Genomic DNA, 7,847 nt, shown 5'->3' with positions numbered 1-7,847 from the left:
AAGATGAGATATCCCATAACGTCAAGTTAGTAAGACCCCTTGAAGACGACGAGGTAGATAGGGCAGAGGTGGAAGTGCAGTAATGCATGGAGCTGACTGTTACTAATAGGTCGAGGGCATAACCAGACAGGTGATAGGAACAAGTGATGTTCATTCTTTGTATGCAGTTTTGAAGGGACATATTTTTTGAATATGGGATGAGAGAGAACAGTATCAGTGATGGTACTGTTTTTTTTGTACTTCAAAAATGAACAAATGGTATTCTTGCAAGAAAAGGCAATATGCACAAAAAGAATTTGAAATTCCTATGATTATTTATTGAAATTTGTATACTCTGCTGGAATTTGTTATAATGGAGAAAATTAGACATTTGTCCTTTTATTCTGTGATGATATATCTATATAATAAAGGAAAGAGGTGATAGTCCCATGGATGTGTTCAATGAATTGCCACCGAAAAAGCGGGCATATATGAATCTTTTATTTCAGAATTGTTCAGAAGAAGTAAAGTATTATATGACGTTGACGGAGGTGGAGGCGGACACAACATTGATTAAAGCTGGTGAGAGATGCAACAACATTTATATTATTCTTTCCGGGAAAGTGACAGGTATTGACTGGCCGATCAATGAAAGAGCATATTCTTTTAAAGATTTTGGCCCGGGAGATTTTTTCGGAGAGATCGAATGTTTTGCAGATCTTTTATATTACAGGATCAGTGTTGTAACCGTTACAAAGTGCCGTGTGCTTACGATTCCGGCTGCGTTTTATATGGAATGGATCCAAAATGACGCGGAGGCGCTTTATTCCAGAACAAAGGTAAATATGCGGCGTCTGATCACACAGACGACAGATGCGAGACGATACCTGTTTTTGGAGGCAAAAGAGAGGCTTGTATTATATCTGGTGAGGAAATACGAACAAAAAGCGGCGAACAGTAAGATTATCGATATGAACCTGAATCAGACGAGAACGCAGCTTGCAGAAGAGATTGGCTTTTCGACAAAGACTTTGAGCAGAAACATCAAAATCCTGGAGGAGAAAGGATTTATCCAGGTGAACAAAGGGAAAATATTAATCACAGAAGAAGAGTACCAGCGAATGAAACGTTATATTGACCAACACATTTACGGGGAAATATAAAACGGTGAAATTTGTTTCAAATGTATGGACTTAAGGAGGGAAAAAGGATGTATGTAGGGAAAAAAGTAACCCGTGTCGATGCATATGATAAGGTGATCGGACGTACGCGATACACGGATGATTTATGTGATAAGAGTGCATATATTGCAAGAATCCTGCATTCAACGGTTGCAAACGGACGCGTCGTGTCGATAGACGTTTCTGAGGCTGAAAAGATTCCGGGCGTTGTAAAGGTGTTCACTTGTTTTGATGTGAAAGAGAAGCATTATTTTCCGACTGCAGGTCATCCGTGGTCAACAGATGAGAGCCATCAGGATGTGGCAGACCGGCTCGTTCTGACAGAACGCGTAAGATTTTACGGAGACGACATTGCGGCTGTTGTAGCGGAAGATGAGGTCTCCGCAGCGCAGGCGCTTCGTGCGATCAAAGTAGAATATGAAGAATATCCGTTTGTATTGGATGTGATGGAATCGATGAAAGACGGAGCGCCGCAAATCCATGAAGAATATCCGAATAATATCTTGAAACATACGACGATCCAGAAAGGAAATTACGAGGAAGCGATCAAGGAACCGGGACTGATCAAAGTTGAGGGATGGTACAGCACGCCGACCGTTCAGCATTGTCATATTGAGAATTTTATCTGTTATGCAGAAATGGAGGGAGACCGGATCAAAGTGGTGACATCCACACAGATCCCTCACATTGTCCGGCGTGTAGTTGGGCAGGCGCTTGGCGTAGACTGGGGAAAGATCCGCGTCATCAAACCTTACATAGGCGGAGGATTCGGAAATAAACAGGATGTATTGTATGAGCCGCTTTGTGCATGGCTGAGCATGCAGCTTGGAGGGCATCTTGTGAAGCTGGATGTACCGCGTGAAGAGACATTTGTATCCACCCGTGTCCGCCATGCGATCAAAAGTCATATCATTTCCTGGGTAAGACCGGATGGTACATTTGCCGCAAGGAAATTGGAAGCATTTTCCGATCAGGGAGCATACGCATCACACGGACACAGCATTGTAGCAAAAGGCGCAGGTGCATTTCCGCAGCTTTATCCGTGTGAAAATGTGGAAGTAGACGCTTACACCATATTTACCAATAAATCGGTTGCCGGCGCGATGCGAGGATATGGAATCCCGCAGGCAATGTGGGCGGTGGAATGTCACACAGAGGAAGTTGCGGCAAGACTGGGAATGGATCCGATCGAATTCCGAAGAAAGAATCTGATGCCGGTTGGATACACAGATCCATTCTCAAAGAATGAACTTTATACCGACACCTTTAACCAATGTATTGAAAAAGGTATGGAAGAAATCGATTACAAACGGAAATATGCAGAATATCAGAATCAGACAGGGGATATACGAAGAGGAATCGGAATGGCAGTATTCTGGTATAACACCGCGGTATGGCCGATCTCGCTGGAGACATCTTCCTGTCGTATGGTGCTGAATCAGGACGGATCCCTTCAGGTACAGCTCGGTGAGACCGAGATCGGGCAGGGAGCGGATACCGCATATACCCAGATGACGGCAGATGTGCTTGGGGTTCCGTTGGAATATGTACACGTTGTTTCCTGTCAGGATACGGACGTGACGCCGTTTGGAACCGGTGCTTATGCATCGAGACAGACGTATACGGCAGGTTTTGCGATCCGTCAGACCGCAATGCTTTTAAAAGAACGGATTTTGGAATATGCACATGAACTGACAAGAATGCCGGCATATAATCTGGATATTATCGATGGTAAGATCGTTCGTGTAACGGATGGCAGAGAGCTGATGACATTAGGCGAACTTTCCACAGAGGCATTGTACAGCCTGAACCATAGTCTGCATTTGTCCGCGGAAAGTACCTCGCAGATCAAATCCAACGCATATTCGTTTGGATGTACATTTGCAGAAGTGGAAGTCGATATTCCGATGTGCCAGGTAAAATTACTGGATATCGTCAACGTGCATGATGCCGGAACGATCATTAACCCGGCGCTTGCGGAAGCGCAGGTTCACGGCGGAATGAGCATGGGAATCGGATTTGGTTTATCAGAGAAACTGATGTATGACGAGAAGACAGGTCGTGCATTGAATAACAATCTTTTGGATTACAAACTGTCTACATTTATGGATCATCCGAGACTTCGCGCATACTTTGTAGAAAATCCGGAACCGACCAGTGCATTTGGAACAAAGGCGTTGGGAGAACCGCCGACATGTTCGATTGCACCGGCAATCCGAAATGCAGTATATCAGGCGACCGGAGTTGGGGTAAATGATGCACCGGTCAATCCACATAATCTCTTCCGGCAGATGAAGGAAGAAGGAATGATTTAAGGAGGCTTAGGCTATGTATGATATGAAAGCGCTTTATGAGGCAGAGAGTGTAGAACATGCGGTTGCGCTCCTTGTAGAACATCCGGAAGCACAGATCATCGCAGGAGGAAGTGATGTGCTTGTACAGATGAGAGAGGGAAAACGTGCCGGAAAAGAGTTGGTGAGCATTTATATGCTCGATGAGATGCGTGGTGTGTCTTACGAAGCAGACGGAGCGATCCGGATCGGATCTCTTACGAGTTTTTCCCATATTACAAAAGATCCGATCATCCAGGAACATATTAATGTTCTGGGAGAGGCGGTAGATATGGTCGGTGGTCCGCAGATCCGTAACATCGGGACAATCGGCGGAAATACATGCAATGGTGTGACATCTGCGGATTCCGCTTCCACGCTGCATGCCTGGGATGCGATCGTGGAGATCACAGGACCGGATGGCGTAAGACGGATTCCAATCCATGATTTCTATATCAAGGCAGGTGTTGTAGATTTAAGACCGGGAGAACTGCAGACAGCGATCATTATTCCGAAAGAAGCATATGAGGGATATAAAGGACATTACATCAAATATGCGATGAGAAATGCAATGGATATTGCAACGACCGGCTGTTCCGTTAATGTAAAATTGTCTGCGGATAAGAAGACGATGGAAGACGTCCGCATTGCATATGGCGTGGCAGGACCGGTTCCGATGCGCGCTCCGTCAGCGGAGGCGAAAGCAAAAGGAAAACCGACGACGAAAGCGGCAATCCGGGAATTTGCAAAAGCGGTATTGGAAGATATTAATCCGCGCGACAGTTGGAGAGCGGCAAAAGACTTCAGACAGCATATTGCCGTAGTACTGGCGGAACGTGCGTTGACAGAGTCGATCCGGCTTGCGGGAGGTGAGATCAATGAGTAGTGCACAGTATAAATTATTGAGATGTACGATCAATGGAAAAAAAGTGGAAAAAATGATCGATGTGAGAGCTTCACTTACCGATCTGCTCCGGGATGATTTCCGTCTGACAAGTGTAAAAAAGGGATGTGAAGTCGGAGAGTGCGGCGCGTGCAATGTCATTGTAGACGGAGAATGTTTTAACTCCTGTATTTATCTGGCAGTCTGGGCAGAGGGAAAAGAAATTCTTACGCTTGAGGGGCTGGCAGGACCAAACGGAGAGATTTCCGATATACAACAGGCATTTATCGATGAAGCTGCCGTACAGTGCGGATTCTGCACGCCGGGATTTATTATGAGTGCAACAGAGATGCTTCAGTCGGGAAAAGAATATTCCGATGAGGAAATCCGGAAACTCATGTCAGGTCATCTCTGCAGATGCACCGGTTATGAAAATATTTTCAGAGCCGTAAAGAAAACGATGTTGAGACGACTCGGTAAAGAGGCGGAGGCAGATGCTGTTTAAGAGGAAAATTATCGTAATGTGAAATATATTTACAAATTTTTGACGGAAACAGTACTGTATAAGAACATCAGCAGACCTTATAGATCAGAATAAAGAAATGGAAAAGTGTTACTTCCATTGACGGATTGGAGACCCATAGGATTCTGCTGGTGTTTTTTATACCCTAAAATAAGGAAAATACGAAAAATGAGGAGGGCAAGAAAGCATCATGGAAAACGAAAAAGAGAAAGCTGTTGCAGCGGTGAGCGCGGAAAACATTTATCATTTGAACGGACGCGTGCCGCTTGGAAAAGCGATTCCGTTTGGTCTGCAGCATGTGCTTGCAATGTTTGTGGCGAATCTGGCGCCGGTTCTGATCGTCTGCAGTGCGGCGATCGTGCGTGATACGGGAAACCATCTGACGCCTGCGGAGATCACAAGCCTTTTGCAGTGCGCGATGTTTGTGGCGGGAATAGGAACCTGTCTGCAGCTCTATCCAATCTGGAAGATCGGTTCCAAACTTCCGATCGTTATGGGAGTAAGTTTTACGTTTCTCGGAAGTCTGCTGATGATCTGTACAAATCCGGAACTCGGTTATGAGGGAATGGTCGGAGCCGTGATCCTGGGCGGTATTTTTGAGGGACTTGTCGGATTGAGCGCACGGTATTGGAAACGATTCCTGACTCCGATCGTGTCGGCGTGTGTCGTTGTAGCTATCGGTCTGTCTCTGCTTCCGGTCGGAATGGATTCGTGGGGCGGCGGAACCGGAAGTGAAACCTTTGGAGCATGGTATCATCTGCTGGTTGGCGCGATGACGCTGATCGTCTGTCTTGTATCACGTTATCTGCTGAAAGGGGTATACAAAAATCTGAATATCCTTGTAGGACTTGTTTTCGGATATGTGATCTCCGCAGTCTTTACCGCAGCCGGAATTGCTCCGATGATCGATTTTTCGGGAATCACGAAGACGATCGGGGAAGTCGGATATTTCAGTCTTCCGAAACTTGTGTTCTTGACAGGACATAAACCGGTATTTGATATCGGTGCGTTCTGTACGATCGCCATTGTCTTTCTTGTGTCGGCTGCTGAGACGACCGGAGCTACGACGGCGGTATGCAAAGGAACATTGGACCGTGATATTAAGATGGAAGAATTACAGGGATCTCTCGCGGTGGATGGATTCTCCAGCGCGATCTCCGGATGCTTCGGATGTCTTCCGCTGACGTCATTCAGTCAAAATGTCGGTCTGGTGACAATGACCGGAGTGATCAACCGGTTTACGATCCTGATGGGAGCGTTGATCCTGATCCTTGCATCATTGTTCCCGCCGCTGGGCGCATTTTTCAATTCTCTTCCACAGTCCGTACTCGGCGGATGTACCGTTATGATGTTCGGATCGATCATGTATGAGGGTGTGAAAATGATGAAAGACTGTGAGTTTAATGACCGCACAATGATCATTGTTTCTCTGGCATTTTGTGTCGGTGTCGGTCTGACACAGACATCCGGAAACTTCTTTGCGGCATTCCCACAGCCTGTAGGGGATATCTTCAATGGAAATGCGGTTGCGGGAGTATTTGTTGTTTCCCTGCTGCTGAGCCTGTTCCTGCCGAAACAGAAAACGGAGACAGCGTAAAAGATGAAAAACAGTGTCTGAAAAGTCGGGAGATCAATGAAATCTCAAAGGAGCTTTTCGGGCACTGTTTTTGTATAGGTAACGAGCCAAAGTTCGGGCTTGCCCGAGACCTTGGCGACTGCTTACAATCCCGGAATGTGCCTTTTGGCACTTCCGGTGATTCTGTAAATCAAGAACGGACTGAGGCGAAGAGCCGTATCAGAAAATCAGGCGTATGCGGAAGCGCGGTGCGGATAGCGCTGCAGATAGATTCATAGGATGGTAAAGTATCAGTATAGATTGGATGGATGCCGGACGGGTGATTTCCGATCGCGACGGCACCATAGGCGGTTCCGCCGGAGGCAATCTGAGCGGCAATCGCTGCCCCACCGATAGAATAGACTCCGATCGCGCAGCCGCCGCAGGCAAAAATTCCGAGTGCAAGACCGCTATTTTAGTTGCCGGAACATTTCAAGAAGATCGAGATCTTCCTGTTTCAATTTCAAATTAGATTCGTAACGTCGACCGTCCGGAGTTTTGACAGTGATCTCTACGATCGTTCCGTTCTGCATGGCATTTTTCTGGATTGTATCTAAAAATGCCGGAAATTTCGGATGATTGGCACGGAAACGATCCAGTGAGGTCTTTGCTTTTTGTAACATTGCCAGTTGATTTAGATTCATATTCATAAAAAATCTCCTTTTTAAATGGATGTAAAACCGGGGCATATCCGCAGTGATCCGAAGATATTTTACGGATGTCGAATATCGTATTGCCCGATGAAGATATAGTAACATAAAATCGATCGAAGTTTACAGAAGATTTTGAAAAGTATTTTGGGAAAGTATTTGAAGAACTTTGAAGAAAGAAATAAGACCTGCGGTTGTGTGAGCAGGTGGGGTGTGATAAAATGTATTTAGATTTGTTTTTATGCAGAATTTTACAATCGATAAAAAGGAGGGCACAAGATGAAAGCGGAAATCTTACAATTTGTTCAGGAAAAAACGAAAGAACTGATCCAGGCGCCGACATGCAGTGCAGAAGCGAGAAAAGCGGCGGAACAATGGCTTGCGTTAGTGGGCACAGAGCGGGAAGCAGAAGAAACAAAAGCATATCTCGCAGAGCTGGAGGAAGATATTGTGACAGTGGACGGCTTGATCACATTTGCGGAATCTGAAGCGGGGGCAGCGGTGTTTGGTGCGGATCATGCAAAAGAAGTGGCTGCACATGCAAGAGAGCTCAAAGCGGCAGGAGCGGCATATTGTGATTGTCCGGCCTGCGCGGCAGTGGAGGCAATCTTGGAAAAGAAAGAATTTCTTCTGTAAATAAAGGAATGGAATCATTTAGGCAACATGAAATTATAGGAGCGTAAAAG

At 45.9% G+C, this 7,847-nt stretch carries 7 protein-coding genes and 1 rRNA gene; 7 read left to right on the top strand and 1 reads right to left on the bottom strand.

What is annotated here, in order from left to right; genetic code table 11:
* The 6 genes from I2H87_RS11320 to I2H87_RS11295 form a co-directional block, all read left to right on the top strand.
* Window positions 1-126: ribosomal RNA gene (locus tag I2H87_RS11320) — 23S ribosomal RNA — on the top strand; the annotation flags it as partial.
* A 302-nt stretch (window positions 127-428) separates the two neighbouring features.
* On the top strand, window positions 429-1,142 hold the full coding sequence (locus I2H87_RS11315; RefSeq protein ID WP_195610028.1) for a Crp/Fnr family transcriptional regulator: 714 nt from the start codon (window positions 429-431) through the stop codon (window positions 1,140-1,142).
* 47 nt (window positions 1,143-1,189) lie between these two features.
* The gene (gene xdhA / locus I2H87_RS11310; protein WP_195610026.1) at window positions 1,190-3,475 is read left to right on the top strand and encodes a xanthine dehydrogenase subunit XdhA; all 2,286 of its coding nucleotides are present in this window, start codon (window positions 1,190-1,192) and stop codon (window positions 3,473-3,475) included.
* Between the two features lie 13 nt (window positions 3,476-3,488).
* Window positions 3,489-4,376, top strand: coding sequence for a xanthine dehydrogenase subunit XdhB (gene xdhB, locus I2H87_RS11305; RefSeq protein ID WP_195610024.1), 888 nt, complete (start codon window positions 3,489-3,491; stop codon window positions 4,374-4,376).
* Window positions 4,369-4,878, top strand: a complete 510-nt coding sequence (xdhC, locus tag I2H87_RS11300) for a xanthine dehydrogenase subunit XdhC (RefSeq protein WP_195610022.1) — start codon at window positions 4,369-4,371, stop codon at window positions 4,876-4,878. The genes xdhB and xdhC overlap by 8 nt, the downstream gene beginning before the upstream one ends.
* Window positions 4,879-5,086: 208 nt before the next feature.
* Entirely contained in the window at window positions 5,087-6,493 is a 1,407-nt protein-coding gene (locus I2H87_RS11295; protein WP_195610020.1) for a uracil-xanthine permease family protein, read from the top strand.
* Window positions 6,494-6,921: 428 nt separating this feature from the next.
* Here the strand turns inward: I2H87_RS11295 and I2H87_RS11290 are convergent, their stop codons facing one another.
* Window positions 6,922-7,161 (bottom strand): hypothetical protein, encoded by a 240-nt coding sequence (locus tag I2H87_RS11290; RefSeq protein WP_195610018.1) that lies wholly within the window; start codon window positions 7,159-7,161, stop codon window positions 6,922-6,924.
* 279 nt (window positions 7,162-7,440) lie between these two features.
* Between I2H87_RS11290 and I2H87_RS11285 the strand changes: the two genes are divergently transcribed.
* Window positions 7,441-7,797 (top strand): hypothetical protein, encoded by a 357-nt coding sequence (locus I2H87_RS11285; protein WP_009268987.1) that lies wholly within the window; start codon window positions 7,441-7,443, stop codon window positions 7,795-7,797.
* Window positions 7,798-7,847: the final 50 nt, after the last annotated feature.

The sequence above is a fragment of the Mediterraneibacter glycyrrhizinilyticus genome (genome assembly GCF_015560805.1).
Classification (GTDB): Bacteria; Bacillota; Clostridia; order Lachnospirales; family Lachnospiraceae; genus Schaedlerella; species Schaedlerella glycyrrhizinilytica_A.
The sequence above is the reverse complement of the archived record's forward strand: the minus strand, read 5'-3'. Positions and strand labels throughout refer to the sequence as shown.

Coding starts and splice junctions, on each gene's coding strand:
- xdhB (WP_195610024.1), top strand. CDS start 3,489: ATGTATGATATGAAAGCGCTTTATGAGGCAGAGAGTGTAGAACATGCG.
- I2H87_RS11295 (WP_195610020.1), top strand. CDS start 5,087: ATGGAAAACGAAAAAGAGAAAGCTGTTGCAGCGGTGAGCGCGGAAAAC.
- I2H87_RS11285 (WP_009268987.1), top strand. CDS start 7,441: ATGAAAGCGGAAATCTTACAATTTGTTCAGGAAAAAACGAAAGAACTG.
- xdhA (WP_195610026.1), top strand. CDS start 1,190: ATGTATGTAGGGAAAAAAGTAACCCGTGTCGATGCATATGATAAGGTG.
- I2H87_RS11290 (WP_195610018.1), bottom strand. CDS start 7,161: ATGAATATGAATCTAAATCAACTGGCAATGTTACAAAAAGCAAAGACC.
- I2H87_RS11315 (WP_195610028.1), top strand. CDS start 429: ATGGATGTGTTCAATGAATTGCCACCGAAAAAGCGGGCATATATGAAT.
- xdhC (WP_195610022.1), top strand. CDS start 4,369: ATGAGTAGTGCACAGTATAAATTATTGAGATGTACGATCAATGGAAAA.